Origin of the sequence: Paenarthrobacter sp. AMU7 (assembly GCF_041200195.1) — a bacterium.
Lineage (GTDB): Bacteria > Actinomycetota > Actinomycetes > Actinomycetales > Micrococcaceae > Arthrobacter.
Genome location: NZ_CP165735.1, coordinates 789,949 through 815,686, shown reverse-complemented (window position 1 = coordinate 815,686; position 25,738 = coordinate 789,949). Strand labels below are relative to the sequence as shown.

The following is a 25,738-nucleotide window of genomic DNA, read 5'->3' as shown; positions in this document are numbered from 1 at the left end:
TCGCAATCACCAACAACAACCGTGATGGGGGTCCCGTGCGAGAGCTTGTGTACTACGTTGCCGTCAGCCTGGATGGGTACATTGCCGGTCCGGGAGGGGAATTCGACGCGTTTCCGGTGGAAGGTGACCATATGGCCGCCCAAATTGAGCGCTTCCCCGAAGCCATACCCACAGTGGCCGCGGACGCCATGGGCATCGAACAAGGCAAAGCGACCTTCGACGCCGTCGTGATGGGCTGGAACACTTACGCCGTAGGTCTACCAGCTGGCATGACCAGCCCTTATCAGCATCTTAAGCAGGTGGTCTTTTCCCGGTCGCACACCAAGGCGGACATCCCGGGCGAGCACCCAAACCTGGAGCTGACCCACGAGAACCCGGTGGACGTAGTCCGCAGATTGAAGTCCGAGCCAGGTAAGTCGATCTGGCTATGTGGAGGCGGCCATCTGGCTACGCAGCTTTCCGGTGAAATCGACAGACTGGTTCTGAAACGAAGCCCACTCCTGTTCGGCGATGGCATACCGCTCTTCGCGCCGGGTGCCTACCAGCCAAGCGCCTTCGAAGAGGTTACGACGACGACGTTCGGCTCCGGCGTCGTGATTTCCGAGTACGTGCGCCGAGGGGCTTAGCCAGAGCCCGTCGCCAGTCGCCGAGCCCTCAGCCGCCGGCCAGGTACCAGCACCAGGCCGGCCACCAAGGACTGCAGCGCGAGGCCGGTCACGAAGACAGGAACCGACGGTGCCAGCCCGTCACTGGATTCGCCACCGAGGCACGGCACTTCCCGTGAGGGCCCATCGGCGGCCCACTGCAGGCCGGCCAGCAACCAGCCAAGTTCATTGTCCCTGGGCACCACGTCGGCGCCCACGCTCCCAAAAAGCAGGGCAGGGTTGGCTGCCGCAATCCAGGCAACCCGTTCTGTATGGACCACTTCAACCGGGCGGAGATTGCCCACGCACTCGTAGGCAATGATCCTGCCGGAATCGTCGCGTTCCACGTTCACCGGGACGGAAGCCTGGTCCATCACCGTGGTCCCGGGAAGGAGCAGGATGGTGGTCACCACATTTCCAACGCACAGGAAAGCCACCACCAAGGCGGTCAATGCCGCCCCCGGCGCCGCTGCAGCAAAGCATGCCCGCGCACCCGCACCGATCAGTCCGAACAGGGCCACTTCCAGGATAATAACGACGACGGCGGCAACGGCCAGTGCCGTCGGCCCGCCGACGCTGGCGCCCACCACGAGCAAAACACCACCCGCGAGCGCTCCCAAAGCGACTCCTCGAATACCTCCGGCCAGCAACAGGACAAGAAGGCGCCCTTGGGAATGTCGGAAGCCCCACACCGCTCCCAGCACAGCGGCGGCGAGCGCAAGGAAGACCGCCGTGATCAAGTAGATGGCACTTGCAACCCTGGTATCGAACCATCCGTTGGCTTCTGCAAAAGAAACCACGGCCGCGGCCAAGCCCCAGGCGGCGGCAATCCCCAGTGCGCAGCCAAGCCAGAACCACCACGAGGTGAAGGATGTCCGGGCACTCCGCCATGCCTCCGCTGCGGCAGCCCCAAAGTTTCCGGCGGTTCGGGGCGGGGACCCGGCTCCTGGCATAGGGCGGGCCAGGCCGGAGGGCTGATCGTCGATCACACCGCCGATCACTTCGTATTCGGGCTCGTTGTCCGCCGGACCCGATGCGTCCGTGTGGTCAGATAAGCCGGCCATCGCCTGCCGAAGTCCTCATGAAGTGGATGGTACGCCGGGCACGCCATCACCGATACGCCGAAACTTCACGGGGAGATCCCAGCCGAGGGTGCCACCATGGGTGCATGGTCTCCCATCGCAGTGTTTCCGGTGTCTTTCGGCGTCCCCGTCCCATCAAGCCGGCCCCCGGCCAGGAATCGGTATGGGATTACCCGCGGCCGCCCAGAGTGGAGCCTCGATCCGAGCGGATTGTGGTGCGGCTTGGAGGTCAGGTGATTGTTGATACCACTGACTCCGTCAGGGTCCTGGAGACCAGCCATCCTCCTGTCTACTACGTGCCGTTGGACGCCTTCCCGGACGGTGCGCTGGTCCCTGTTGGGGGAACCACTTTCTGCGAGTTCAAGGGCGAGGCCAGTTACTTCACCATCACTGCCGGCGGGACGGTGGTTGAGCGGGCAGGGTGGACCTACCCAAGCCCCGCACGGGGCTTCGAAGCGCTGGGCAGCAGAGTGGCGCTTTATCCGGAGCATATGGACTCGTGCGAGGTGGACGGCGAGCGGGTGACGTTCCAGGAAGGCAACTTCTATGGAGGGTGGATCACACAGAAGATCGTCGGCCCGTTCAAGGGTGGTCCGGGCACTGCCGGGTGGTAGTCATCGCAGGTAGCCGCCATGTGGTCACAATTCCTGCCCGAACTGCACACGGCGATAAACTGGGCAAATAAGCTACGCAGGCGTGCCCGAATTGGAGCATGCCGCGTTCGAACCCTATTGATGCAGTGAGGGTGCGCGCATGACTATGCCCACTACCGAAGTGAAGATCGAAGAGCTCTCCAACGAGGCTGCCATTACCAAGCAGCTGATCGTTCAGAAGTTCGGCGGTTCCTCGGTTGCCGATGCCGATGGCATCAAGCGGGTCGCACAGCGCGTCGTGGATGCGCAGAAGGCCGGCAACGAGGTTGTGGTTGTTGTCTCCGCAATGGGTGACACCACCGATGAACTCCTGGACCTCGCGGGTCAGGTCACTGACTCCGCTCCCGCCCGCGAAATGGACATGTTGTTGTCCGCCGGCGAACGAATTTCCATGGCCCTCCTTGCCATGGCCATCAACAAGTTCGGCGCTTCCGCGCAGTCCTTCACGGGATCCCAGGCCGGCATGATTACCGACGGCATCCACGGCAAGGCGCGAATTATCGACGTCGACCCCCACCGCATCCGCACCGCACTGGACAAGGGCCACATCGCAATCGTGGCCGGTTTCCAGGGCATGAGCCGCAGCACCAACGAGATCACCACGCTTGGCCGCGGCGGCTCGGACACTACCGCCGTCGCGCTGGCCGCAGCGCTGGAAGCCGATGTCTGCGAGATCTACACGGACGTGGACGGCATCTATACCGCTGACCCGCGCGTGGTGACGTCCGCCCAGAAGATCGACCGAATCTCCAGCGAGGAAATGCTGGAGTTGGCCGCTTCCGGCGCCAAGATCCTGCACCTGCGGTGTGTGGAGTACGCCCGCCGTTTCGGTGTGCCGCTGCACGTCCGTTCCTCATTCAGCCAGCACGAAGGCACGTGGGTCATCCCGGGCGCCGACGAAAAGTTCAACATTCAAGAGGGAGTTGCCTTGGAGCAGCCAATCATCTCCGGCGTTGCACACGACCGGTCCGAAGCCAAGGTCACCGTAGTAGGCGTCCCGGATATCCCCGGCAAAGCTGCGGCGATTTTCCAGGTGATTGCCGATGCGCACTCGAACATCGACATGATTGTCCAGAACGTCTCCACCCACGGCACCGGCCGCACGGACATCTCGTTCACGCTGCCCATCGTTGAGGGTGCCGACGCCCTGGCCGCCCTGCGTGCTGCCGAAGGCCAGATCGGCTTCGAAAGCATTGAATACAACGAGCACGTCGGCAAGCTCTCCCTGATCGGCGCGGGCATGCGTTCACACCCGGGTGTTTCTGCCACGTTCTTCAAGGCCCTTTCCGACGCCGGGATCAACATTGACATGATCTCCACTTCGGAAATCCGCATCTCCGTGGTCACCAGCGCAGACGCACTGGATGACGCCGTCCGCGCCATCCACAATGCGTTCGAGCTCGACGGCGACGCCGAGGCTACCGTTTACGGCGGCACCGGCCGCTAGGGTCACCAAGGGCAACGCCCCCAAGTAAGTAACAGATAAGGCCGTTCTGAGCGCTCAGAACGGCCTTATCTGTTACTCAGTTGGGTGGGATGGCGCCAGCAGCACCTCGATGAGCTGCCGGAGGCCATCGGCCATGTCCACGTTCTTGTCGTACAGCCACTGCAACTGGAGTCCGTCGAAGGCAGCGACCGTCAACCGTGCCAGCATCACGGAGTTGACGTCTGACCGGACCTTTCCGGTGGCTTGGCGCCGCTCAATGTCAGCTGCGATGTCCCGCACCACGGTCTCGTAGCGCTCTTTGAAGTAACCGTGGGAATCGTGGTGAGGGTCGTTGGCCGTGGCTGAGGCGACCGCATAGAGGGTGGTCAGCCCAGGCTCACGCTCGTTCCGTTCAGCGATGGGCGCCATCAGGTCAAGGCCCACCCCGATGTCGCCGCCAACGGCAAGCGACCGACGGTCGCGTTCGGCGAGGACTGCGGTGAGGAGCTCCTGCTTGCCTTTGAAGTAGTGGAAAAGTGTGGCTTCCTTAACGCCCACGAGTTCGGCGACCCGCTTCAGCGCGGTCCCCTCGAACCCTTCCGTAGCAAAAACGTCAGCTGCCGTCTGGATGATCTGTTCGCGGCGCTCGGCCCCCTTGGCGTACTGGCCCCGGGCCCTCGTCGTAGACATCCGTTCAGTCTATTTCACGGTTTAAATATCGAGGGTCACTCGACTTTTTTATCAAAAACCTAGTCACACTAGATTTTTAGGGCTAGAGTCATTGCAGCGGCCCAACGGTGGGCCACCCGTTCATCAGGAGGCAATGTGGCCCTCAATATCGATCAGCAGAAGGCAGGCGCGGAAACCGCCGCCCCGGGTACCGGAAGCACCCCGCCTCAATCGGCTTCGCGCGCCTACGTCATCGGCATGCCGATCGCGAGCGCAGGCTTGTGGATGGCAGTCCTCGCCCCAGCCCTGGTAGTCCTCGCCATCAAGGTTTCAGAGATCACCACCCCGGATACCCGCGCGGGTGCGCTCAGCCTCGTCGCAGGAGTGGGAGCGGCCGTTGCACTCCTGGCGAACCCGTTCTTCGGCCGATTGAGCGACCGCACAACCTCCCGCTTCGGGATGCGCAAGCCGTGGATCGTAGGCGGCTCCCTGGTCGGCCTGGCCGCACTCTTCCTGCTGGGCTCCGGGACCAACGTCGGAACCGTCCTGATCGCCTGGGTTGTAGCACAGCTGGGCTTCAACGCTGCCCTGGCTGCCCTCGTGGCCACACTCCCTGACCAGGCTGGCCCCTCGGAGCGCGGACGCCTGTCCGGCCTGATCGGCATGACGCTTCCCATCGGCCTCGTGGCGGCAGCCTTCTTCGCCCAGATGTTCGACAACGCCCTCCAGATGGCTGTGGTCCCCGGCATCGTGGGAACGGCGGTAGCCATCGCCTTCGCCTTCACCTTCAAGGACCGTGTCCTCACCGAGAAGCCGGCACCTCTGAACGTCAAGGAGATTCTGGGCTCGTTCTACTTCAACCCCAAGGCCTTCCCGGGCCTGGGCTGGGCCTGGTTGACCAAATTCATGGTCTACGTCGGATACTGCGCGGGCCTGCTCTACCTGCCGTACTTCTTCACCGACCACCTCCACGTAGCCGAAACACAGGTGACCAGCCTGGTGTTCCAGGCAACCCTGGTGAGCTCTGCCGGCACGGTGATCACCAGCCTCGCCGGCGGCTGGATCAGCGACCGCCTTGGCAAGCGCAAGAGCATGGTGATCATGTCCGCGCTGATCATGATGGCCGGACTGATCGTCATCGCCACCAGCACGGGCACCGGCCAGGTCTTGGTAGGCCAGGGCATCCTCGGATTGGGGCTTGGCATCTTCAGCGCCGTGGACGTCGCCCTCATCACGGACCTGCTGCCAAAAGACCAGTCGGAGAATGCCAAAACCTTCGGTGTCTTCAACATTGCACAGGCCCTTCCCCAGTCCCTGGTGCCTGCCATTGCCTTCCCTGTCATCGCACTGGGTGGCTACCCCGCATTGTTCCTCGGTGGTGCGGTAGTCGGCATCATCGGCGCCCTCCTCGTCACACGTATCAAAGGAGTCAAGTAAATGAATCCCACCCTCCCGGCAGCTGTCACGGCGCCACAGGCAGGAACACAGGATGCGGAAGCCAGAATTCAGGAACTGGCCCGGAATCTGTCGCTGGAGCAGCAGGTGCAGCTCCTGACCGGCGCGGACGTGTGGTCCACGCACGCCATCCCGGAGATCGGACTGTCCCGCGTCGTCATGTCCGATGGGCCCGCAGGCGTCCGCGGCGAAGACTTCGATGAGCGTCACGACTCCGTCTCCTTGCCGTCGTCGTCGGCTTTGTCCGCGACATGGAGCGTTGAAACTGCCCACCGCTACGGCCAGGTCCTGGGACAGGAGGCCCGCCGCAAGGGCGTCCACGCCGTCCTGGGCCCCACCATCAACCTGCACCGCTCCCCGCTGGGCGGCCGCCACTTTGAGTGCATGAGCGAGGACCCGCGGCTCACCGCCACCATGGCCGCGGGGTACGTAGCAGGCGTGCAGTCCATGGGGGTCGGCGCCACTCCGAAGCACTACTTGGCCAACGAGGCCGAAACTGAACGCTTCACCGCCGATTCAGTAGTGGACGAACGACCGTTGCGGGAGCTCTACCTGGCAGCCTTCGAGGACGCCATCACCGAAGCCCGCGCCTGGCTGGTCATGAGCTCGTACAACTCCATCAACGGCACCACCGCCAGCGAGAACACGCTTCTTGAAACACCGCTGTCCACCGAGTGGGGTTTCGACGGCGTCGTCGTCTCCGACTGGACCGGTGTCCGCTCGGTCGACGCCGCCAACGCACACCAGGATCTGGAAATGCCCGGCCCGGTGGGCCACTGGGGTCCCAAGCTCCTGGCCGCCGTCAACGATGGCCGCGTCAGCCGGGAAGCGATCCTGGAAAAGGTCACCCGGATCCTGCGCCTCGCAGCCCGCGTGGGCTCGCTGGAAGGTTTCGAACCCGCGGTGACCCAGCTCCCCGCAGAACTGAACGGGGCCGCCGTCGCGCGTGAAGTTGCCGTCCGCGGTGCCGTGCTGGTTCGCAACCAGGGCCTGCTACCGCTGGATGCCAAGACGCTCAGCAGTATCGCGGTGATCGGCCACAATGCCGACGAAGCCCGCACCCAAGGCGGCGGCAGCGCCACCGTGATGCCCAAGTACACCGTCTCGCCGCTTGACGGGCTGCGGAAAGCACTGCCCGACGACGTCACAGTCACCTACGCCCGCGGCGCCAAGGTGGCAGAAGGCATCCAGGCCTTCCCCCGCACCTCACTGCATAACCCGGTCTCCGACGTCCCCGGAATCCGCGTGACCTTCCTCGCCGAAGACGGCACGGAAATCTCCGGAGAAGACCGCCTTGCCTCACACCTCATCTGGTTCGGCGTAGGAATTCCCGACGGCGCCGCCTCCATCCGTATGGAAGCGGACTGGACAGCCGAAACAGCAGGCGTCCACCACCTGGGCGTGGGGACCGTGGGATCGATCCGCTTCGTTCTGGACGGGTCGGAAGTCTTCAACGGCGAACTTGAGGACGACACCGAGGTCCTCGGGGCCGCCCTGTTCGACCCGCCCAAGACTGTCCACTCCTTTGAAACCGCGGCCGGCCAAGCGGTCCGCATCGAGGCCGAGTACCAGCTGCCCAAGGAGCAGGCCATCCCCTTCACTGCGATCCTGTTGGGCGAGGAAACCGTGGTTCCAGACCCTCAGGCAGAGATCGACGCCGCGGTGGAAGCCGCCCGTGCCTCCGACGTCGCAGTGGTTGTGGTGGGCACCAACGCCGCCATTGAGTCCGAGGGCTTCGACCGCAAGGACCTCGACCTCCCTGGCTACCAGAACCAGTTGGTGGAGGCCGTCGTGGCAGCCAATCCGCGCACGGTGGTGGTGGTGAACTCCGGCTCGCCAGTGCTCATGCCATGGTTGGCCAAGGTGGATGCGGTACTGCTGGGCTGGTTCGGCGGCCAGGAGTTCGGCAGCGCCATCGCAGACATCCTGCTGGGCATCGAAGAGCCTGGCGGACGCCTGCCCACCACCTGGCCCGCCGCGCTGGAAGACGTCCCGGTGTTGAACACCACGCCCGTTGAGGGCAAAGTGGTCTACGCCGAAGGAATCCACATCGGCTACCGCGCCTGGCTCAAGCAGGAAGCAGAGGGCGGAGCAGCGCCGGCCCTCCCGTTCGGTTATGGCCTCGGGTACACAACGTTCGAGCTCGGCACAGCGCACGCACCGCAGGCGGTGACCGCCGGGAACGACGTCGTGGTCCACGTGCCCGTCAAGAACACCGGCACGCGCACCGGCCGGGAAGTGGTCCAGGTCTATCTGGACCGCGCCGATTCCGCCGTCGAACGTCCCGTCCGCTGGCTTGCCGGCTACGCCGGAACGCACCTTGCCGCGAACGGAACCGAAAGCGTGGAAATACATATCCCCGCCAAGGCGTTTGCACATTACGACGGCGGCTGGCAGTTTGAGCAGGGCACGTTCCGCCTGCTTGTGGGTCGCCACGCGGCCGACCACTTCCAATCATTGGACATCGAACTCCGGTAACACATGGGCGAAATCACGCTGGGTGGCGGGTTTTTTTGCCCGTCACCCACGTGGTTTTCGCCACAAGCGGGAGAACTGGGGTATGGTATGGAATTTTCGTGGCATGCTGTACGTTGCATACCCGGTAACCCCCTAACACGAAGAGGCATTAAAAAGTGGCAGCCGATTACGACGAACTCCGTACCGATGTAAAAGAGAACCAGGAGCAGTCGCTCCAGGCTCTTCAATCCGCCAGCGCTCCCACGGCCAAGAGTGTCGTGCTTGAACTGGACGAAACCGATGGCCTCGACGCCAACGGCCCCGGTGGCGAAATCGTCGCCGAAGAACTGGTTATCCAGGTCATTCCGCAGGCAAACGACGAGTTCACTTGTCACTCCTGCTTCCTGGTTCGCCACCGCTCGCAGATCGCACGCGAAAAAGATGGCGTCGCCTACTGCACCGACTGCGAAGGCTAAGACAGCCCACCACCCCGGCGGAATCAACATCGTCAGGGAGTGCCGCCGTCGGGATTAAATTGCGGAAGGACCGGAGCAAGCGCTCCGGTCCTTCCGCAGTTAACAGCTGGCAGCCTCGAGTCCCTACGGCGCCGCTCCCGGGCCGCCCACCGTCTTCTTGCGGCGGTGGTTGACCATTCTGAGCTGGAGGATCCGCGCTCCTCCGGCAAGGGCCACCAGCACGCCTCCGCCCACGGCCGCGATAAAGAGGGTGGTGCCCAGCGCGAGGGTTCCCTGCAGCCCGAAGAAACGGACCGTGATCATGTCCTGGTTCTGGACAAAGAACACGATCAGCATCACCAGGACCACCAAGCCAACGGCCACTGCCACCCACAAGGCGGCCGTGCGGGTGGGCCTGGACGCGCCGGACACGGGAGGTGGGACAGCCCTGTCCTGACGGGGAGCCCCGGCGGGAACCCCTGCTGCATCATCCTGGAAACTCATTGACGACCCCCTCTTGTCCCGACATCACCCTGCTCCTACATACTAAGCATGCTGATGAGTTGGGCGATAGTCAGTGACGCATGGAGTAGTCAGTCGAGGTAGGGCCTGGATCGTTGTTACGGACCGCGTAGTGATGCCCTTCAGAGTCCGTCTCGATGTCGAAATTCTTCAGATCGGCTTCGGAGGCTGTCTCGAAGTCGTCATGTTTGTGCACCACAGGGCTGTCCGCGTCGCCGTGGGTTGCCGGTCCAAAAACGGACTGCAGCCGCTCGGTCACATGGACGAAGCCTTCCATTCTGCGTCCCATGTTCTTCCACCTCCTTTCCTACAGGAGAGAAAGAGCGGCAGGGTCAGTGCGTGCCGTTCAGTGAGGCAATTTTACGCCCACAATCCAACGCCGAGATAGAGGGGGTTTACCGCAGGGACTTGTCGTCCGGGTTGCGGGGCACTACGTAGGTGCTGCCGTCGGGGCGGCGGAGTGTTTCCCACTGCTGGGTTTCGGCCTGGCGCTGGGCGAGCAGCTTCCGGTTGGCTTCAGTCATTTCATGGTCGAGGGAACTGCTGTGCGCGGGGCCGAAAACAACCCTGAACTTGCCTGTGGCGCGCATGAACTTCCGGGTGAGGGATTCCTTGGCCACTCGGATCGACTCCTTTTTAGACGGTTCAATGAGTCCATAGTACGCTAATCATTAGTACACTAACTAATTGATCGAAGCGAGCGGATGCAAGCACAGGAGGCAGCCATGACGGCCACGGACCAGAGCACCCAGGAAGTCGACGACCTCCTCTTGGAACGCCAACTGTGCTTCGCCCTCACTGTTGCTTCCCGTAGCGTGGTGGGCGTTTACAAGCCCGTACTGGAACGCCTCGGGCTAACGCACCCCCAGTACCTGGTGATGCTGGCCCTCTGGGAGCGGAGTCCCCGTACGTTGAAGGACATCAGCGACAGCCTCCTCCACGAGCCCGCAACACTCTCCCCACTGCTGAAACGCTTGGAGGAAGCCGAACTCATCACCCGGGAACGCGTTGCCGGCAACGAACGCGCCCTGGCCATCACCCTGACGGAAAAAGGCGCCGCCCTCCGCCAGCAGGCCACCGCCGTCCCCGGTGAAATCCGCGAGCGCCTTCAACTCAGCCGGGAAGAGGTAGCCGAGCTGCACCAGGCAATGACGGGCCTGATCGCTGCCACCCAGCGGGACAACTCCCTCTAACGGACCAACCCTGCAATCCAGGCAGACCACCCGCGTGCCCCCTAGCCAAGCGCACTGCCCCGGTGGTGTTCTTGAAGCGAACAGAGAAACGGGCACCACAAGTGCCACGTAAAATGGACGCAACCTAGGAGATTCCATGCGCATGCGATTTGTTCGGCCCCTGTTGGCAGTCCTGGCCGTCGCCGGCCTGGCCGCATGCTCAGGCACCCCAACCCCAGGTACCACAGGCAGCGCAAGCCAAGCCCCGTCGTCGTCCCCTTCAAGCAGCAGCCCAAGCAGCAGCCCCGGCAGTGCAGCTCCCAGTGCGTCAGCAGCCACCGGCACCGGCAGCGCCGAACTCTCCATCACGCTGGTGGAATCCCCCGACGCCGCGCCCCAAACTTTCACGCTCGTCTGCGCGGACGGCGTCCCGGCCGCTGAAAGCAACCATCCAACAGCCGCCGAAGCCTGCACGTCCATCAAGAACAACCCCGCCATCCTGAATCCTGCCCCCACCAAAACGGACCAGGCCTGCACCATGCAGTACGGCGGCCCGGCAACGGCCAAGGTGACCGGCGCCGTGGACGGCAAGGAAGTCACCGCGGCCTTCAACCGCACGGACGGCTGCCAGATCGCACTGTGGGACGCCGCAAAGAGCATCCTCGGATCAGATGGCGGACTCTAGGCTGCGGCACCTCCCCCAGGAGCAATGGCTCGGGCTGGAGGCAGCCCATCACACCCGGGTGGCGCGCTACGCGGACCCCTACCTGGCCAGGCGTTCGGCGGGCCGGAAGCACCCTGTTGAGGATTTCCTGTTCACCTATTACACGCAGAAGCCGGGCCAATTGCTGCGCTGGCATCCGGGCGACGGCACTGTTCTCAGCGGCCCAAGCGCCCTTGCGCGCGCCACATGGAAGTTCTACCGAATGCTCGACGACGGCGAGCTCACCTCACTCGGGCTGCCGGCGGGAACGCCGGCGGTTACCTTTGATCGCCGCGGCTTCCTGGCCGACCGCTCCGAAGCTGTCCGCTTCGCGGGAATCATCCTCGCGGGCACGGCGAAGCGCCCGGCCCAGTTCGGCTGCTTTGGCCTGCACGAGTGGGCCATGGTGTACCGGCAGGACAAATTTGAGCTGCGGCACGAATACCTGAAACTGCGACTTGGTGGTGAAGGCACGGACACCGTGGTGGAGGAGAACCGTATCCGTTGCTCGCATTTCGACGCGTTCCGGTTCTACACTCCGGACGCCATTCCCCTGAACGAGCTCGAACCCACCCGTGAAAACCAACGGACCATGGAGCAGCCGGGCTGTTTGCACGCCAACATGGACCTCTACAAGTGGGCGTACAAGCTGACCCCGGCGCTGCCCAGCGAGCTGGTGATGGACTGCTTCGAACTCTCATGGAGGATCCGCGTCATGGATATGCAGGCCTCCCCCTATGATCTCGAAGAATGGGGCTACCCACCCATCAGGATCGAGACACCGCAGGGCAAGGCCGAGTACGTTGAATACCAGCGGGCTTTCGCGGCCGAATCCCAGGAGCTGCGGACCCGCGTGCTCCAGGCAGTAGATCCGCTCCTCCATGAGCTGAGTGGATTGGCCGCCTGAGCACCCGCCGCCACCAGCGAAAGGTCACTATGGTTTCCCCCACGAGCGAGTCACCCAACAGCGAGTACGACGTCGACCTCACAGTCACGCTGACTGAGGCACCTGGCGCTGAGAGCCACGAGTTCCACCTCCGGTCCGTGGCCGGTGTCCTCTCCCCGGATCCCGACTCACTGGACTCAAACTTGCCGGACGCACGGGCGGCGCTTGCCGCCGTCGAGCAGTTTGGCGAGGAGATCTTCTTCCCGGAACCCCGGCCGGACCGGATCTGCACGCAACAATACGGCGGCCCGCAGGTAGCCGTCGTCACGGGATGGTTCCGTGGTCGCAAGGTTAACAGCCAGTTCAGCAGGACCGACGGCTGCGAGATCGCGCGCTGGAAGACCCTGGCATCGTTGCTGGGGAACACCGGAGGTTCGACGGGAGCTGTCTAGGACACCCTTTCCGGTTTACGACATGCAAATGGGCTGGGGACGCCCGAATTCGGGAGTCCTCAGCCCATTTGCGTGTCCGTCAGAGGTTTAGCCGGCGTTGTTGCCCTGCGTCGGCTCGTCGGCGCGGATCTTGCCGCCGTGCTTCTTGTCCTTCTTGTCCTTCTTGGGGTCTTCCTCGTCCGGAACCACTACGGTTCCGCCCGGGTTGACCAGGACGGTGACGAAGCTCGGCTCACTGGTTCCTGCGAACGTCAGACGGCCAATGTAGGAGCCGGGCTCCAGGTTCTTCCAGTTCAGCGAAATCTGGCCCGTCTTGCCGTTGGCCAGGCGGATCGGATTCGGCGTCACGGTAGCGTTGCCCTGGTTGGCACCCAGGACCGCGGCATCAACAGTGGCCTTGGTGGCCTGGTTGTTGGGGCTCGCGTAGAGGTTGGCGAACACGTAGTAGTCGCCCGGTGCCGGGTTGGGAACGGACAGGGTTTCGCTGGCGGACGCCGTTGCGGCCGGCAACTGCTGGCCGGACGGGGTGAGCACCAGCATGTCGAAGTCCGCGGCCTCGTTCGAGGATATGACCGAGAATTTAGCCAGGGCACTGCCCTCGCCAACGGTCACCTTCTTCACGTAGTTGGAGGCATTGGTCTCACCCGCGAACGGACCGGGAACCAGCTCAACAGCGGAGGAATCAGCCTTGGACAGGCCATCAACCGTAACCCCGACCGGCAGGTTGGTGCCGGAAGTGATGTTGATGGTGGCGGAGCCATTAGGGCCGGTTCCCGTGAAGGCCAGGGCCTTGTCCGCGATGACGGACTGCGGCCGGACGGCGATCGGCGAGGTGACGGTCTTGTTGGCACCCTGCCAGCTCAGCGAACCCATGGCGAACTTGCCCAGCTCAGCGTTTTTGTTTTCGAACTGGACCTTGAAGGTCTTCTTCTCACCGGGAGCTCCGAAGGTCAGCACGGACGGCGTGACCTTGACGTTGACACCTGGAACGTTGACTGATGCCCGGTAGGTTCCCGCGGTCAAGGCGGTGAGCGTGCGGGTGACTTCGATCTTGCCTGCGAGGTTGCCGATGGCGAAGGAGGGAACGTTCATGTCGCGTGGTGCCGTAGTGCCAAGCCCTTCCATCCCCAGGTCCATGCCCGTGCCTTGGATGAACTTGAGGTAGTCCTCGGTGGTTGCGTCATACACGAGGCCGGGCGAGAGCACCTTTGCGGGGTCAACCTGTCCGGCGCCGGTGGCGAAGACGTCCTTGTTGACGGCGCCGTTGGCCAGCTTGACCGGTCCGGCGGTGGTCATCATGGCGGACTTCACGGTGGCCGGGGACCACTGCGGGTTCTTGCCCAGGATCAGTGCGCCGAAACCGGCAACGTGCGGTGAGGCCATGGACGTTCCGGAGAGGAAGCCGAAGTTGTCTCCACCGGTTCCGATCGGCGAGACACCAGCGAGGATCGCGACGCCGGGAGCGGACACGTCAGGCTTCAGCAGGTCAGAGTCGGTTGCGAGCAACGGACCGCGCGACGAGAAGCCGGCAATCTGCGGCTGTGCTTCGGCGGGCAGGCCAGTGGTGTCCCGGTTCAGCAGGGAGACGGTGATGGCCGGGTTGGCTGTCACCTTGTCCTTGATGGTCTGCGTTGCCGGCGGGTTCACGTGGACCGTGGGGATGACGTGCTTGTCCGTGTCCAGCGACGAATCCGTCAGGTTCACCAGGATCATGCCGACGCCACCACCGCGCAGTACTTCGGCGCTCTTGGCGGTGCGGTCAACCACGCCGCGGTCGCAGACTACAACCTTGCCGGCTACTTTGGCCGGATCCAAGGAGCCCGGAGCACACAGAGCCGCGTTGCCTTCACCGCTTGCAGCGTTGGTGGACAGCACGACGCCGGCCCCGCTCACCTCGCGGTTCATGATGCTCGCTCCGCGGAACTTGCTGCCATCGGAAAACTCAACGGTTCCCTGAAGCTCCTGCGAGAACGAGGTCGCGGCAACCGTGGTCAGCCAGGGGGCTCCGTGGTTCACGGTGCTGGCGGTTGGTCCGGAGTTGCCTGCCGAGGTGGCCACGAAGATACCTGCCGATGCTGCCGAGAGGAAGGCCAGCGAAACAGGATCCGTGGTGGACGTGGTGGAACCGGAGATGGAGTAGTTCAGGACGTCCACGCCATCCAGGATTGCCTGCTCGATCGCGTCCACGGAAGCGGAGCCGTAGCAACCACCCGTGGCAGGATCTGTGTCTTCCCAGCAGACCTTGTAGACGGCGAGCTTGGCGGCGGGTGCGATACCGCTGGTGGTTCCGAAGCTTCGGCCGTCCACAACGGCGTCGACGTTGGCGTTGCCTGCCGCGGTGCTGGCTGTGTGGGTGCCGTGGCTGTCCACGTCCACGGGAGAGATGACTTCTTCCGGGGCACGGTTTTCCGGGGGAACAGTCTCCAGGAAGGCGTCTGCGAAGTAGTGGGTGCTCAGGACCTTGGAGTTGCAGGCGCTGCCGTCGTAGTCCGCGCCGGTGTCGGTGCCGGGCTGGCATTCACCGACGAAAGTATCGCCGTCGGCCTTGAGCATGGCGATCTTGCCATCTGCCGTGCGGTAGGGAACGCCGACCTGCGGGTTGCCTGCCAGCGGGCCAACGGGCTCACCCGCGAAGAACGGGTTGGAGGGGGTATAGCCGGTGTCGATCACGCCAACAACGGTGCCCTTGCCCGCGTTGTCCTGGCCACCGTACTGGGTGGCCCAGGTGCCGTTGGGGCCGCTGAGCTTCAGGAAGTCGGTGGTGGAGTAGTCCGGGGCGTACTGGGTGTCCGGTGCCACCATGAGGACCTTGGGATCCTTGGCCAGATTGATGGCCTGGTCTGCCGTCAGATTGGCGCTGAAGCCATTGACGGCGGTAGTGAAGTCACGCTCGATAGTGATGTTTTCCTGTTTCGCGACTTCCTGCTGCTTCTGCTGCAGGTGCGATTGGTATTCCTTCACCTCGGCGCTGTCGGCGTCGAGCTTCTTGCCCTCTTCCGGCTTGGTGGGCGCGAGGCCCGCCGTGCCGCCGTCGTACGTTGCTGCAGGCTTTTCCGCCAGGACAACCATGTAGCGGCCGTCCTTGTAGGCACTGGGGTCAAGGTTCTTCTTGGCCACGCCTGCAACGGTCCCGGGCGTCTCCGGCGTGGGAGCGGCCTGGGCCGGCATCGCCATCGAAGAGAGAAGCAACGGCAAGCCAACGGCCAGTGCCGCGGCCTTTCGAAGCCCCCCGCTTCTGACGAAGCTCTTTCCTTGTGATTTCACGAGTGGTTGCACCTTTCACTGAGGGAGGACCAGGCTCCATCGCCTGGACCTGTCAACTTTTAGTTGGTTGAACCTTTGACAGTTCTTGTCAAAGCCGCGCAACCAGCCGAGTCACAGAGTACCTAGTGATAGCCGAATATGACATACAGCACATTTCAGGAATTTTGTCTTGTCACAGCGGTGGCGGTTCGTCATGGAACTACCCACAACGGACCGCAGGAATGTCCTGCGGTCCGTTGTGTGAGCCTGCCGGGAAAGATCAGCCCTTCGGCGTCACCTGAAGCCGGTCAAAGGACACCTGAAGGCCATCCTGATCCAGGACTACGACGTCGTCCCGGCCGTTTTGCACATCGGAGGGAAGGATGAACTCAACGGTGTTGCCTGTCGTGGGGAAGATCCATCCCAGGCGATGCCCCGTCTTGTTCAGGTACACGTAGTACCACCGGCCGTGGTCCAAACCCTGCAGCACTACCTTTTGGCCCGTGCGGTACTTGTCTGCGGTGCCCAAGTCGATCGGCGGCGTACCCAGCTCCTGGACCTTGAGTTCGGGAGCGCTTTCGGGCTTTTCCGGCTGGACCTTCAGCTCGAGGGGATCACCCGATGCCGACGTTGCCGCCTCCAGCGCTCCGTTGCGGGCCGTCGCCTCAAAAGAGACTGCGCCCAGGCTGCCTGCAGCAACATCCACGGCCGTCAAGACGTAGTCCCGGGTGGCGGTAACAGTCTCACCGGCAGCAAGGGTGGCTGCAGAGATGCCGGCATCGGGGGCTTCCAGTCCGGTCACTGCAACGTTTCCGGCGTTGCCCACGGTGTACGTGTACGTCACCGGATCGCCGACGCTGGCGAAGCGGTCACCGTCGGTGTCGATCCACTGGGCAGAAACGGTTCCCTCAAGCTTGGGCTCGCGGACTTTCAGGTCCACTTCGCCGCCGTTCACCGTGATGGTCTTGGTGGTTTGGCCGGCCGAGCTGACTTCCCACGTGCTTGTCGGAACGAAGAACCCCTGCTCAGCTTCCTGTGCAGTCACCGTGTGGCGAGGGGTGGCGCACTGGTAGCTCTGGCCGGCCGGCAGCACGCTGTAGCGGCAGTTGCCCGGCCCCTCCGGAAGGAAGGGGCTGAAGTTACCGGCGGTCGGGACCACCTTCTCAACCAGCGGGCTCGTGTTCTTCACCGTGAAGGTGTACGGGACCAGGTCCCCTGCCGCGTACGGCTGGGTCGCAAGGTCACGCCCGACGTCGGCACGCGCCCCGCTGATCCCGGCCGTTAGCAGGCCGTCGCGCAAAGCGACGGCAGCGCCGGTGAACGGCACCGTCTTAGTGAGCGACGGCGTCGAGCTGGCTGTGATGCTGAAGCTGGCTTCCGGCACGAAGTAGCCACGCTCGATGTCGGCTGCCGTGATCACATGTTTGGCGGTGGTGCAGGCGTAGCTGGCACCTGGGGCCAGGTTGTTGAACCGGCAATTCGGGGCAGACGGTGGCAGGAAGCCGGAGTCGAATGTCCCGGAAACCGGTACTGAATTGGCCGTGACGTTCGCGGTGCTCTTGACGTTAAGCGAGTAGCTGAGGACGTCGCCCACCTGGTAGGGGCTGGCCACGACATCCCGGGTGGGTGCCGTTCCCGTGATCGTCAGGCCCACCTGCGGCGCAACCGGCACGGTGGCGGTGAAGGTGAATTGCGAAACCCGGCCATTCGCCGTCGTAAATGCTGCGTTGAGATTCTGCGGGCCACTGGCGTTGGCCGGTGCCGTCAGGGCAACGTTGACGGTCACCGAGGCTCCGGGGGCGACGTCGGGAACCGGCACCGTGGTGGCCGACCATCCGCTGGGTGTGTAGACGGTGGCTGTTGCGCCGGACAGTGTGGCGGCTTCCTGGTTGCTCACTGTCACGGGCACCTGCTGGGTGGCCCCCGGCGCGGTGGTGACGGCCTGGACGGAGAGCGGAGCGCAGGCGTAATTCAGCCAGGCGTCGTCGAACTTCGCGAACGGCATGTTGTCCGTGTAATTGCCTTCGTAAAGCACCCCGAACTTGCCCTCTTCCAAGCGGGTGACCGTGGAGTACGCGGAGAAGCCGGAGCGGATGGTGCGGACGCCCGGCCAGGTGGCACCGTCGTCGCAGGAGACACGGGCCGAGACATTTTCACGTCCGGTCTTGGAGTTCGCGTTGGTGAAGATGAGTTTCTTCGCGTCGGCCGAGCCCTGCGCCGCGTTGGGGAACATGCGTGCAATGGCCCCGTTGTTGGCGGGATCCGGGAGTTCCGTGTCCTGCGTGACCGGCCCGTAGGTAGCGCCGCCGTCCGTGGAAATGGCCACTTTACGGTAGCCCTGGTTGGCGTTGTCCCGGGAATTCAGCAGCACCCGGCCATCGGAGAGTTCCACGGTCTTGTTCTCGTCCATCCGGTCACCGACGTTGGCGCCCTTCTTCCACGTCACCCCATGGTCGTCGGAGTAGACACTGTAGGCCTGGATCTTGTTGGTGCCGTCTGCCTGGCGGATATCACCGGCGTACTGCTGGATGAGGCGGCCCTTGTACGGGCCGTACTTGAGCTGGATGCCCTCGCCCGAGGATGCGAAGTTGGAGCGCACGTCGCCGGCCACCGGGCTGGTTTTGCTGGTTCCGGGTTTGGTGACATTCGTAATAAGCCGCGGCTGGCTCCAGGTGACGCCGCCGTCCGAGGACTCGATGACCGCCGAGGAAATCACTGACCTGTCGGCATCGTTGTTACCGAACTGGCTGCCGCCGAAGCCCTGGTCCTTGGAGTACACAAAGAAATTGAAGACCTTGCCGGCCTCGGCGTCGTAGACGTAGGAGGGGTCGCTGTAGCCGTATTTGGGACCGCTGGCGTCGCCCACGTGCCCGGCGGCTATAACGGTGACAGGTCCCCAGGTCTGTCCGCCGTCAGTACTGCGGCGTTGGACTATCGAGTTGGGGTTCGGAGCATCCGCGGCTGAGCCCGGACGACCGTCCCATGATGCGAGCACCGCGTTGTTGCCCAGATACGTCAGGGCGGGGATCCGGTAGAAGAAGTTGGCGGCCGTGCGGTCAGCCGCGATGTTGGCCTCAGTGAAGGTACCCGGCGCTGCCGCAGGGTTGTTGGGTGGGATGGGGGCGGCGGTGGCCGGAAGAGCAAGGCCTCCAAGGAGGCCAAGACTCAGTGCGCCGGCGGCTGCGATGCGGGCGAGCGATGGTGCAGGGGGTATGGATTTCAAATCCAAGGTCCTTTCAAATCGGCGCGAGAGGACGTTCGTGTTACGTGCTACGTCGAACGTCCTACAACCATAGGGTGTTCGCCGTCACATTGCTAGGGATGACTTTCGGGCAAACCTCCCCCCGCGCTGAAGCGGTAGCCTCAAGGGCACACCGCCCACCGCTTTTGAACCTGGAGTTGCCGTGAAAATCCTCGTCCCGGACACCATCGAATTGAACCTCGCCGATCTCACCACTTCAGGGGACCACCCGGTGGTGTACGCGGTGGACGAGCCCATCCCCGCCGAACACCGGGATGCCGAGGTCCTGGTGGTGTGGCGGAACACTCCGGAGAACCTCTCGGGCGCCGCCGAGGAACTGCCGAAACTCAGGCTGGTCCAAACGCTCGCGGCAGGCCCGGACTCCGTGCTCGCTGCCGGATTCGCCGACAACGTGGCCATCACCTCCGGCCGCTCACTGCACGACGGTCCCGTGGCTGAACACGCACTCGCGCTCGTGCTGGCAGCCATCCGCCGGCTGGATGTCCTGCTCGAATCCCAGAAGGACGCTCGCTGGAACAACCCGTACAACGAGGCACAGTCAAACCCCGCGACCGAACAGCTCTATACACTCGACGGCGCCAACGTCACCATCTGGGGCTTCGGTTCCATCGCGGGGCGGCTGGCTCCCCTGCTGGCCGCTTTGGGCGCGAAGGTCACCGGCGTGGCCAATTCCAAGGGGGAGCGCTACGGGTTCCCGGTCGCTTCAACAGAAGAACTACCCGATGTTCTGCGCACCACGGATGTCCTGATTTCCATCCTGCCCGCGACGGCCGAAACTGCGGATGCCCTGAACGAGGACGTCTTGCGGGCCCTCCCGAAGACCGCCGTATTCGTGAACGTGGGACGCGGGGCGACGGTGGACGAAAACGCACTCCTGGCCGCGCTTACCGAGGGCCGACTGCGCGCCGCCGCCCTGGACGTCACCAAGGTTGAACCTCTCCCCGCCAGCTCACAGCTGTGGAGCGCCCCGAACCTGATCATCACGCCCCACGTGGCGGGTAACCGGCCCAAGGGCTCCGCCCGGCTGGTCACGGAAAACATCTCCGCCCTCAAGGAGGGCAAGCCGTTGACCAACCAAGTGGCCGGATAACCAATCCTCCGATTCCTCACGGGATTTCGTTGCCACCGAATAGTAAGCATGCTTATGGTGGGTGGGTCCGGGGTGGCCAGCAGAGGGTTTCCATCCCACGCATAGCATGAGACAACGTGAGGAAACGTATGTACCTGCACACCCAGCTTCTCATCAATGAAATCGCTGCCGACGAGCCAGATCCCGCAGCCGCCAACGCCCTCCAGGAAGGTCTCGGCGGTCAATTCGGCGAAATGCGCACCATGATGCAATACCTCTTCCAGAGCATGAATTTCCGGGGTGACGCAGCTTCGAAACCCTACAAGGACCTTCTTCAGGGCATTGGCACGGAAGAGATCAGCCATGTGGAGCTCATCGGCACCACCATTTCCCAGCTCCTCGATGGTTCGCCCCGCTACCAGGGCAAGAAGTCCGATCCCGTGGACCAGCCAGGCGCGGGGGGAGCTACTCCCCTGAAGATCGCGCTGGACACCAGCAACATCCACCACTACCTGGTAGGTGCCCAGGGCGCTTTGCCGGTGGACGCTGCCGGCAATCCGTGGAGCGGCTCCTACGTCTACAACAGTGGCAACTTGGTCCTGGACCTGCTCTACAACCTGATGCTGGAATCCACAGGCCGGCTCCAGAAGTGCCGCATCTACGAGATGACGGAGAACAAGACGGCGCGCTCCACCATTGCGTACCTGATAGTCCGTGACCAGGCGCACGAGAATGCCTACGCCAAGGCCTTGGAGAGCCTGGGCGTCAACTGGGGGAAGGTCCTTCCGATCCCCAAGACCAACGCCGAGCAGTTCCCGGAGGTGAAGAAACTGCTGGACAAGGGCCTGCAAAGTATCCAGTACACCTTCAGCGCCGACAACCTGAGCGAAGCCGGCAAGCTCTACCGCGGAGCTTCGCCATCCAACGACGGAACTGAGCTCAGCACCGATGTGATGCCGGACGGATTCCCTATCACCATCTCCCCTGAACGCAAGGAAGAGTTCGCCCCCGGCCTGGATCCTGAGCTCCTGGCGCTCATCCAGGCCACAGCGGAGCAGGAACTAAAAGACGCGGACAGCCCCAAGGAAGGCAAGTCCGCGGCTGCCAAGACTGCAGCAACCAGCAAGAAGTAAATCCGCACGAAAAAGCGGGCCTGTCCTCGAAGGAGGACGGGCCCGCTTTTGGCGGAACGAGGAATTATCAGGCGTGCTCGTACGTGAGGCAATCGGCGGCTTCCCGGCCCGGGCCGACCTTGACGTCGTGGGCCTCGCACATGAGGTTGTTGTTGTGGACGCACTCCGAGCGCTGGCAGGCACCTACGTGGGCCAGGACCTTGGGAAGGCCGCCCATGGCATTGGTGTCAATGAACGTTGCACAGGATGCATGATCCGTGCTTCCACCGATGGTGATTCCAAAGGCGGTGCAGCCATCATGGTTGAATCCGCAGCTGCCAACGCTACAGGCGGATACTTCGGCAATGTGTTCGGTCATTGTTCCTCCTGGTGTGGATCCTGAATAGTACTGGGGCTGAACCCCGCGTGTACTTTCCAAACTACGCCGGAATCACGCCGGTTGACCCAATTTAATAGCGCATTTGTATGTGCCCTAATCCGCGCCATTCCGCCGAAAAACGGCAGATGCAAGGTGAGGCTTCACTTACTTGGAGTACGCAATGCGTCACTGATTTTAGCCCGCGTTTCGGCGTCCAACGGAGCGGTCACATGGCTGCTCCGCCCAGCCCTGTCCGCCAGGATTTTCTGGATCACCATGCGGCCCAATCCAGCAAAAACTGCCGCGGCGACAACGCCCAGCACCATGGATTTCGGTTTCTCAGCCATGCCGCAATCCTAGTGACACCGGACACCCCCTGCCAGTGCCGGCGCAAGCCCCGCCAGCAGGCATAAGCAGCCGCCGCCGTCGAGCCTTCAGTTGGGACTTTTGCACCGCCGCGGCGGGGTGTCCTCGCGCAATCCGCCTGAATAGGGTATGTGCGCCACTCCCGGTAGAATAGGTGTGCAAGCTCGCGGAGCGCCCCCCATGCCGTTCAAACATTGCAGTTCACCACCGTGTTTAACCCTGTGTTCAAGACGCTGTTTGAATGCGGCTGAATGGCGTGAGACGGCACCTCCGCGGCAGCCTTATTTAAGGTTCACCCAACTCACGCACAGGAGTTACCGGATGCCCCGGATCGTCGTTGACGTCATGCCCAAGCCCGAGATTCTGGACCCCCAGGGGAAGGCCATCGTGGGTGCACTGCCCCGCCTCGGCTTCAACAGCTTCAGCGCAGTCCGCCAGGGCAAGCGTTTTGAACTGACCGTCGACGGCGAGGTGACCGACGCTATCCTGGCCCAGGCCCGTGAAGCTGCCGAGACCCTCCTGTCCAACCCGGTGATCGAGGATGTTGTCAACGTCGAGGTCGTCGAGGCCTGATATGACGTCGATCCCCCTGATTGGCGAGGCTGTCGCCGTCGCCGCCGAGCCCCGGCTGGCAGGCGCCAAGGTTGGCGTCGTCACCTTCCCCGGTACCCTTGACGACCGCGACGCCGCCCGTGCAGTGCGGCTCGCAGGCGCCACGGCGGTGCCCCTCTGGCATGCCGATTCCGAACTCGGCGATGTTGACGCAGTCATCATCCCCGGCGGTTTCTCCTACGGTGACTACCTTCGCGCCGGCGCCATTTCGCGCTTCGCGCCGCTGATGTCCAAGATCATCGATGCCGCGAACTCCGACGCGAAGCTCCCGGTGTTGGGTATTTGCAACGGCTTCCAGATCCTCACCGAGTCGCACCTGCTCCCCGGTTCCATGATCAAGAACGACCACCTGAAGTTCATCTGCCGCGACCAGACGCTGCGCGTGGAAAACGCCAACACCGCCTGGACCGTGGACTACACCGACGGCCAGGAAATCATTGTGCCGTTGAAGAACCAGGACGGCCAGTACATCGCTGACGAGAAGACCCTCGATGCCCTTGAGGCTGAGGGCCGCGTGGTGTTCCGCTACGTCGGATTCAACCCGAACGGTTCCCGCCGCGACATCGCGGGCATCTCCAACGCCGCGGGCAACGTGGTGGGCCTCATGCCGCACCCCGAGCACGCAGTGGAGACCGGCTTCGGCCCGGAGGCTGGCTTGTCCGGCTCCGCCGGCGAACCCCGCGACACCGACGGCCTGGGTTTCTTCACCTCCGTTTTGACCAAGATTGTGGGAGGCGACAAGTGACCACGGAAACCACCAAGAAGTTCAACATCGACACCGTTGAGCATGCTGCCAAGACCCCGGACACGGAACTCCCGTGGGCCGAGCTGGGCCTGAAGCAGAACGAATTCGACGAGATCGTCAAGGTCCTGGGCCGCCGCCCCACCGGCGCCGAGCTGGCCATGTACTCGGTCATGTGGAGCGAGCACTGCTCCTACAAGTCCTCCAAGAACCACCTCCGCCAGTTCGGCGAGAAGGTCACCGAGGAAATGAAGAAGGACATGCTGGTGGGTATCGGCGAGAACGCCGGTGTCACCAACCTGGGCGACGGCTGGGCCGTGACGTTCAAGATCGAGTCCCACAACTCGCCGTCCTTCGTTGAGCCGTACCAGGGTGCCGCTACTGGCATCGGCGGTATTGTCCGAGACATCATCTCCATGGGCGCCCGCCCGGTTGCCGTGATGGACCCGTTGCGTTTCGGCGCAATCGACCACCCGGACACCGCACGCGTCATGCACGGTGCTGTCGCCGGCATCGGTGGCTACGGCAACTGCCTTGGCCTGCCGAACATCGGCGGCGAAATGGTCTTCGACTCCGTCTACCAGGGCAACCCGCTGGTGAACGCCCTGGCTGTTGGCGTCATGCGCCACGAAGATATTCGCCTCGCCAACGCCTCCGGCAAGGGCAACAAGGTAGTCCTGTTCGGTGCCCGCACGGGTGGCGACGGCATCGGCGGCGCTTCGGTGCTGGCCTCGGAGTCCTTCGATGACACCAAGCCATCCAAGCGTCCTGCCGTCCAGGTGGGCGACCCGTTCGCGGAGAAGGTCCTGATCGAGTGCTGCCTGGAGCTCTTCAAGGGCTCGCTGGTTGAAGGTATCCAGGACCTCGGCGCCGCAGGTATTTCCTGCGCCACGTCCGAGCTCGCCTCCAACGGCGACGGCGGCATGGAGGTGGAGCTGACCTCGGTCCTGCTGCGCGATCCCACGCTGACGCCGGGCGAGATCCTCATGTCCGAGTCGCAGGAACGCATGATGGCCGTGGTCACCCCGGAGAACATCGAAGCGTTCGAAGCTGTCATGGACAAGTGGGCCGTCGAGTACTCCTGGTTGGGTGAGGTCACCGACACCGGTCGCCTCATCATCACCTGGGAAGGCGAAGTAATCGTCGACGTCGATCCCCGCACCGTTGCGCACGACGGCCCGGTCTACGACCGTCCGTTCGCCCGCCCGGAGTGGCAGGACTCGGTGCAGGCCAACGCCTTCACCGGTTCCGTTGAGGATGCCGGCCGCCCGGCAGCTCCGTCCGAGCTGGCAGCAGCCGTCACCGAACTCGTTGCATCGCCCAACATGTGCAGCAAGGCCTGGATCACCAACCAGTACGACCGCTACGTTGGCGGCAACACGGCCATGGCCTTCCCGGATGACTCCGGCGTGGTCCGCGTTGACGAAGAAACCGGACTGGGTGTTGCCCTGGCTACCGACGCCAACGGCCGCTACACCTATCTGGAGCCGTACCAGGGTGCACAGCTTGCGCTGGCCGAGGCCTACCGCAACGTCGCAACGTCCGGCGCTGTTCCGATGGCTGTCAGCGACTGCCTGAACTTCGGTTCCCCTGAGGACCCGGACGTCATGTGGCAGCTCGCCGAGGCCATCCGCGGCCTGTCGGATGCCTGCATGGAGCTCGGCATCCCGGTCACGGGCGGCAACGTCTCCCTGTACAACCAGACCGGCACCACACCCATCCACCCCTCCCCCGTGGTGGCAGTCCTGGGCAAGCTCGACGACGTCGCCCGCCGCACGCCGTCGGGCTGGCGCGAGGACGGCCAGGCCATCTACCTGCTGGGCACCACCGCAGCAGAGTTGGACGGTTCGGAATGGTCAAACCTCCGCGGACACCTCGGTGGCCTGCCCCCGAAGGTCGACCTCGCAGCAGAGCGCGCCTTGGGCGAGATCCTGATCAACGCTTCCCGCGATGGCATGGTTGACGCAGCACACGACCTCTCCGAAGGTGGCCTCGCTGCTGCCTTGGTGGAATCCTCGCTGCGCTACGGTGTGGGTGCCCGGATCGCCCTTGAAGAACTCATGGAGCGCGATGGAGTGGACCTGTTCACAGCCCTCTTCTCCGAGTCCCAGGCCCGTGCGATCGTGTCCGTGCCGCGCTCCGAGGAAGTCCGCTTCAAGGACATGTGCACCGCCCGCGGCTTCGCCCACCTCCGGATCGGCGTTGTTGACGCTGCCGGTGGAAAGCTGGAGATCAACGGTGTGGACGAGCTCTCCTTGGACACTCTCCGCGAAGCACACGAAGCCACCCTGCCGAAGTACTTCGGCTAACGACTGGCCAAGCAAAAGGCCCCTGCACGCGCCCGCGAGGACGATTGCAGGGGCCTTTTGACGTCTTA

General features: G+C 63.5%; 24 protein-coding genes. 15 read left to right on the top strand and 9 right to left on the bottom strand.

Annotated features, from left to right (window positions below; all coding sequences use genetic code 11):
- Positions 1–35: 35 nt before the first annotated feature.
- Positions 36–626, top strand: a complete 591-nt coding sequence (locus tag ABQM86_RS03935; RefSeq protein ID WP_207596183.1) for a dihydrofolate reductase family protein — start codon at positions 36–38, stop codon at positions 624–626.
- On the opposite strand, the gene ABQM86_RS03930 is transcribed toward ABQM86_RS03935, so the two are convergent.
- Positions 623–1,708 (bottom strand): hypothetical protein, encoded by a 1,086-nt coding sequence (locus tag ABQM86_RS03930; RefSeq protein ID WP_369745980.1) that lies wholly within the window; start codon positions 1,706–1,708, stop codon positions 623–625. The genes ABQM86_RS03935 and ABQM86_RS03930 overlap by 4 nt on opposite strands.
- 251 nt (positions 1,709–1,959) lie before the next feature.
- Between ABQM86_RS03930 and ABQM86_RS03925 the strand changes: the two genes are divergently transcribed.
- Both ABQM86_RS03925 and ABQM86_RS03920 read left to right on the top strand, forming a co-directional pair.
- Complete coding sequence (locus ABQM86_RS03925; RefSeq protein WP_369745979.1) at positions 1,960–2,340, top strand: DUF427 domain-containing protein; 381 nt, start codon at positions 1,960–1,962, stop codon at positions 2,338–2,340.
- A 139-nt stretch (positions 2,341–2,479) separates the two neighbouring features.
- Positions 2,480–3,826 (top strand): aspartate kinase, encoded by a 1,347-nt coding sequence (locus ABQM86_RS03920; RefSeq protein WP_011773413.1) that lies wholly within the window; start codon positions 2,480–2,482, stop codon positions 3,824–3,826.
- 72 nt (positions 3,827–3,898) lie between these two features.
- On the opposite strand, the gene ABQM86_RS03915 is transcribed toward ABQM86_RS03920, so the two are convergent.
- Positions 3,899–4,495 (bottom strand): TetR/AcrR family transcriptional regulator, encoded by a 597-nt coding sequence (locus tag ABQM86_RS03915; RefSeq protein WP_369745978.1) that lies wholly within the window; start codon positions 4,493–4,495, stop codon positions 3,899–3,901.
- Positions 4,496–4,630: 135 nt separating this feature from the next.
- Between ABQM86_RS03915 and ABQM86_RS03910 the strand changes: the two genes are divergently transcribed.
- The 3 genes from ABQM86_RS03910 to ABQM86_RS03900 all read left to right on the top strand — a co-directional run bounded on the left by ABQM86_RS03910 (position 4,631) and on the right by ABQM86_RS03900 (position 8,862).
- Complete coding sequence (locus tag ABQM86_RS03910) at positions 4,631–5,911, top strand: MFS transporter (RefSeq protein ID WP_242703512.1); 1,281 nt, start codon at positions 4,631–4,633, stop codon at positions 5,909–5,911.
- Positions 5,912–8,407, top strand: a complete 2,496-nt coding sequence (locus ABQM86_RS03905) for a beta-glucosidase (protein WP_369745977.1) — start codon at positions 5,912–5,914, stop codon at positions 8,405–8,407.
- A gap of 155 nt (positions 8,408–8,562) precedes the next feature.
- The gene (locus tag ABQM86_RS03900; RefSeq protein ID WP_011773410.1) at positions 8,563–8,862 is read left to right on the top strand and encodes a DUF4193 domain-containing protein; all 300 of its coding nucleotides are present in this window, start codon (positions 8,563–8,565) and stop codon (positions 8,860–8,862) included.
- A 123-nt stretch (positions 8,863–8,985) separates the two neighbouring features.
- Here the strand turns inward: ABQM86_RS03900 and ABQM86_RS03895 are convergent, their stop codons facing one another.
- The 3 genes from ABQM86_RS03895 to ABQM86_RS03885 form a co-directional block, all read right to left on the bottom strand.
- The gene (locus ABQM86_RS03895; RefSeq protein ID WP_207596180.1) at positions 8,986–9,345 is read right to left on the bottom strand and encodes a lipopolysaccharide assembly LapA domain-containing protein; all 360 of its coding nucleotides are present in this window, start codon (positions 9,343–9,345) and stop codon (positions 8,986–8,988) included.
- Between the two features lie 70 nt (positions 9,346–9,415).
- Positions 9,416–9,652 (bottom strand): hypothetical protein, encoded by a 237-nt coding sequence (locus tag ABQM86_RS03890; RefSeq protein WP_207596179.1) that lies wholly within the window; start codon positions 9,650–9,652, stop codon positions 9,416–9,418.
- A gap of 106 nt (positions 9,653–9,758) precedes the next feature.
- Positions 9,759–9,983: a hypothetical protein gene (locus ABQM86_RS03885; RefSeq protein WP_026541816.1), complete on the bottom strand. Its 225-nt coding sequence runs from the start codon at positions 9,981–9,983 to the stop codon at positions 9,759–9,761.
- A gap of 105 nt (positions 9,984–10,088) precedes the next feature.
- Here ABQM86_RS03885 and ABQM86_RS03880 point away from each other — a divergent pair, with 105 nt between their 5' ends.
- The 4 genes from ABQM86_RS03880 to ABQM86_RS03865 all read left to right on the top strand — a co-directional run bounded on the left by ABQM86_RS03880 (position 10,089) and on the right by ABQM86_RS03865 (position 12,576).
- Positions 10,089–10,556 (top strand): MarR family winged helix-turn-helix transcriptional regulator, encoded by a 468-nt coding sequence (locus ABQM86_RS03880; RefSeq protein WP_369745976.1) that lies wholly within the window; start codon positions 10,089–10,091, stop codon positions 10,554–10,556.
- A 136-nt stretch (positions 10,557–10,692) separates the two neighbouring features.
- The gene (locus tag ABQM86_RS03875; protein WP_369745975.1) at positions 10,693–11,220 is read left to right on the top strand and encodes an SSI family serine proteinase inhibitor; all 528 of its coding nucleotides are present in this window, start codon (positions 10,693–10,695) and stop codon (positions 11,218–11,220) included.
- Entirely contained in the window at positions 11,207–12,145 is a 939-nt protein-coding gene (locus ABQM86_RS03870; protein WP_369745974.1) for a 3-methyladenine DNA glycosylase, read from the top strand. The genes ABQM86_RS03875 and ABQM86_RS03870 overlap by 14 nt, the downstream gene beginning before the upstream one ends.
- Positions 12,146–12,174: 29 nt before the next feature.
- Positions 12,175–12,576: a serine protease inhibitor gene (locus ABQM86_RS03865; protein WP_207596175.1), complete on the top strand. Its 402-nt coding sequence runs from the start codon at positions 12,175–12,177 to the stop codon at positions 12,574–12,576.
- 87 nt (positions 12,577–12,663) lie between these two features.
- On the opposite strand, the gene ABQM86_RS03860 is transcribed toward ABQM86_RS03865, so the two are convergent.
- Both ABQM86_RS03860 and ABQM86_RS03855 read right to left on the bottom strand, forming a co-directional pair.
- Positions 12,664–15,750: a S8 family serine peptidase gene (locus tag ABQM86_RS03860; protein ID WP_369746625.1), complete on the bottom strand. Its 3,087-nt coding sequence runs from the start codon at positions 15,748–15,750 to the stop codon at positions 12,664–12,666.
- Between the two features lie 349 nt (positions 15,751–16,099).
- Complete coding sequence (locus ABQM86_RS03855) at positions 16,100–19,042, bottom strand: exo-alpha-sialidase (protein ID WP_369745973.1); 2,943 nt, start codon at positions 19,040–19,042, stop codon at positions 16,100–16,102.
- Between the two features lie 181 nt (positions 19,043–19,223).
- Between ABQM86_RS03855 and ABQM86_RS03850 the strand changes: the two genes are divergently transcribed.
- The gene (locus tag ABQM86_RS03850; RefSeq protein ID WP_369745972.1) at positions 19,224–20,171 is read left to right on the top strand and encodes a phosphoglycerate dehydrogenase; all 948 of its coding nucleotides are present in this window, start codon (positions 19,224–19,226) and stop codon (positions 20,169–20,171) included.
- A gap of 128 nt (positions 20,172–20,299) precedes the next feature.
- Positions 20,300–21,283 (top strand): manganese catalase family protein, encoded by a 984-nt coding sequence (locus ABQM86_RS03845; RefSeq protein ID WP_207596172.1) that lies wholly within the window; start codon positions 20,300–20,302, stop codon positions 21,281–21,283.
- A 67-nt stretch (positions 21,284–21,350) separates the two neighbouring features.
- Here ABQM86_RS03845 and ABQM86_RS03840 read toward each other — a convergent pair whose 3' ends face one another.
- Complete coding sequence (locus ABQM86_RS03840; RefSeq protein ID WP_207596171.1) at positions 21,351–21,641, bottom strand: DUF1540 domain-containing protein; 291 nt, start codon at positions 21,639–21,641, stop codon at positions 21,351–21,353.
- A gap of 161 nt (positions 21,642–21,802) precedes the next feature.
- Positions 21,803–21,988 (bottom strand): hypothetical protein, encoded by a 186-nt coding sequence (locus ABQM86_RS03835; protein ID WP_207596170.1) that lies wholly within the window; start codon positions 21,986–21,988, stop codon positions 21,803–21,805.
- Between the two features lie 340 nt (positions 21,989–22,328).
- Here ABQM86_RS03835 and purS point away from each other — a divergent pair, with 340 nt between their 5' ends.
- The 3 genes from purS to purL are packed head-to-tail and all read left to right on the top strand — an operon-like array spanning position 22,329 to position 25,670.
- Positions 22,329–22,580: a phosphoribosylformylglycinamidine synthase subunit PurS gene (gene purS / locus ABQM86_RS03830; RefSeq protein ID WP_011773385.1), complete on the top strand. Its 252-nt coding sequence runs from the start codon at positions 22,329–22,331 to the stop codon at positions 22,578–22,580.
- Between the two features lies 1 nt (position 22,581).
- On the top strand, positions 22,582–23,364 hold the full coding sequence (gene purQ / locus ABQM86_RS03825; protein WP_337340491.1) for a phosphoribosylformylglycinamidine synthase subunit PurQ: 783 nt from the start codon (positions 22,582–22,584) through the stop codon (positions 23,362–23,364).
- Positions 23,361–25,670, top strand: a complete 2,310-nt coding sequence (purL, locus tag ABQM86_RS03820) for a phosphoribosylformylglycinamidine synthase subunit PurL (RefSeq protein ID WP_280626484.1) — start codon at positions 23,361–23,363, stop codon at positions 25,668–25,670. The genes purQ and purL overlap by 4 nt, the downstream gene beginning before the upstream one ends.
- Positions 25,671–25,738 lie beyond the last annotated feature (68 nt).

Excerpts from the sequence above, each read along its gene's own strand:
- ABQM86_RS03845 (WP_207596172.1), top strand. The coding sequence starts at position 20,300 with ATGTACCTGCACACCCAGCTTCTCATCAATGAAATCGCTGCCGACGAG.
- purQ (WP_337340491.1), top strand. The coding sequence starts at position 22,582 with ATGACGTCGATCCCCCTGATTGGCGAGGCTGTCGCCGTCGCCGCCGAG.
- purS (WP_011773385.1), top strand. The coding sequence starts at position 22,329 with ATGCCCCGGATCGTCGTTGACGTCATGCCCAAGCCCGAGATTCTGGAC.
- ABQM86_RS03875 (WP_369745975.1), top strand. The coding sequence starts at position 10,693 with ATGCGCATGCGATTTGTTCGGCCCCTGTTGGCAGTCCTGGCCGTCGCC.
- ABQM86_RS03895 (WP_207596180.1), bottom strand. The coding sequence starts at position 9,345 with ATGAGTTTCCAGGATGATGCAGCAGGGGTTCCCGCCGGGGCTCCCCGT.
- ABQM86_RS03880 (WP_369745976.1), top strand. The coding sequence starts at position 10,089 with ATGACGGCCACGGACCAGAGCACCCAGGAAGTCGACGACCTCCTCTTG.
- ABQM86_RS03930 (WP_369745980.1), bottom strand. The coding sequence starts at position 1,708 with ATGGCCGGCTTATCTGACCACACGGACGCATCGGGTCCGGCGGACAAC.
- ABQM86_RS03860 (WP_369746625.1), bottom strand. The coding sequence starts at position 15,750 with ATGGCGATGCCGGCCCAGGCCGCTCCCACGCCGGAGACGCCCGGGACC.
- ABQM86_RS03920 (WP_011773413.1), top strand. The coding sequence starts at position 2,480 with ATGACTATGCCCACTACCGAAGTGAAGATCGAAGAGCTCTCCAACGAG.
- ABQM86_RS03840 (WP_207596171.1), bottom strand. The coding sequence starts at position 21,641 with ATGACCGAACACATTGCCGAAGTATCCGCCTGTAGCGTTGGCAGCTGC.
- ABQM86_RS03905 (WP_369745977.1), top strand. The coding sequence starts at position 5,912 with ATGAATCCCACCCTCCCGGCAGCTGTCACGGCGCCACAGGCAGGAACA.
- ABQM86_RS03915 (WP_369745978.1), bottom strand. The coding sequence starts at position 4,495 with ATGTCTACGACGAGGGCCCGGGGCCAGTACGCCAAGGGGGCCGAGCGC.
- ABQM86_RS03870 (WP_369745974.1), top strand. The coding sequence starts at position 11,207 with ATGGCGGACTCTAGGCTGCGGCACCTCCCCCAGGAGCAATGGCTCGGG.
- ABQM86_RS03835 (WP_207596170.1), bottom strand. The coding sequence starts at position 21,988 with ATGGCTGAGAAACCGAAATCCATGGTGCTGGGCGTTGTCGCCGCGGCA.
- ABQM86_RS03890 (WP_207596179.1), bottom strand. The coding sequence starts at position 9,652 with ATGGGACGCAGAATGGAAGGCTTCGTCCATGTGACCGAGCGGCTGCAG.
- ABQM86_RS03865 (WP_207596175.1), top strand. The coding sequence starts at position 12,175 with ATGGTTTCCCCCACGAGCGAGTCACCCAACAGCGAGTACGACGTCGAC.